1 protein-coding gene and 1 pseudogene are annotated in these 1,077 nt (G+C 53.1%); both read right to left on the reverse strand.

Annotated elements, in window-relative coordinates:
- A pseudogene (locus tag ACJHYR_RS27815) lies at nt 1-400 on the reverse strand (hypothetical protein); the annotation flags it as partial.
- A 118-nt stretch (nt 401-518) separates the two neighbouring features.
- A partial coding sequence (locus ACJHYR_RS27820; protein WP_410233218.1) for a GTPase family protein occupies nt 519-1,077 on the reverse strand: 559 nt, incomplete at its 5' end.

The raw sequence follows: 1,077 nt of genomic DNA on the forward strand, positions 1-1,077 counted from the left end.
CCTTCAGCATATCACCGCGGGTGAATTCCATTCGTACACCAAATGCCTGTAAAACGGACACATCACGCTCTGCTATGGAGTGAACGGCTTTTTTGACCATTTCCGGCGCCTGTCCGACTTCCACCTCAACAGCCCTGAATCCTGTCTGCTGATTACACATTTGTGATGTGGGGATCAGGTTACCGTTAATGCTGATACGGTTGCCCAGGAGCGTCTGTACGCCATTCGGGCATCCCTGCATCAGGCCGGTAATACCAATCGTGCCATTTTTCAGCATTACCAGCGCCTGACCATCTTCCGTCATGGTCTGACACCAGCCGTTTTTGACAGCCCAGTTGCCGGCGGAGGCGGAGAATGATGCCACAGTGAACAGCAGGGGAAAAAGAATTCTGGTATTCATGACCGACCTCTGAAATTAAAGAGCGTGTTATTGATAATGACAGACGGTATACGGCAGTGGTTACCGTAATCCGTTGTCGTGTAAAGGTATACGGTTGCCACGGGGGACTCCGGAGCGTTCAGAACAGGTGATCCCACAGTGTGACCAGCAGGTGGATAATGCGGTCCCGGGTTTTGCGCAGAAGCTGTAACATCCAGGCCGGAAAACTGAAACGGGCAACGGCGTCGTCAAAACTTTTCCCGATGGTTTCACCAAAAGTCTGTTGTGCGTGTTTCTGGACCCGTTCAGAGCGGTTTTCCCCCCGGATATGTGAATAAACCGCGCTGGTTGCCTGTGGCGGCAGGGCGTGGATCATCAGTGACACCAGTGCCGGAATATTCCAGCCGACAGGCGCGGCAACGGGGAGTACCGGAAATGATGAAGGGAACAGGGTTGCCACCCGGGCTATCACCGTCGCCAGCGAGAGTTCCTGGTGACGGGACGGGCATTTTTCTGTGTCGTTCCATTCTTCAGCAGGAAATACGCGATCGGCATGGCTGAGAACAAACAGAAAACGCGAGGGATCTGCACCTTCATTCAGTAAAAACTGATGCATGGCGATGTCGGCAGCATACGCACGTTCATCAGCCCGCAGGATCCAGATAATCAGATCCAGTTCGGGCAGTAACTGACTGTAA

This window comes from Escherichia sp. WS1450 (assembly GCF_046487395.1).
Taxonomy (GTDB): domain Bacteria; phylum Pseudomonadota; class Gammaproteobacteria; order Enterobacterales; family Enterobacteriaceae; genus Escherichia; species Escherichia coli.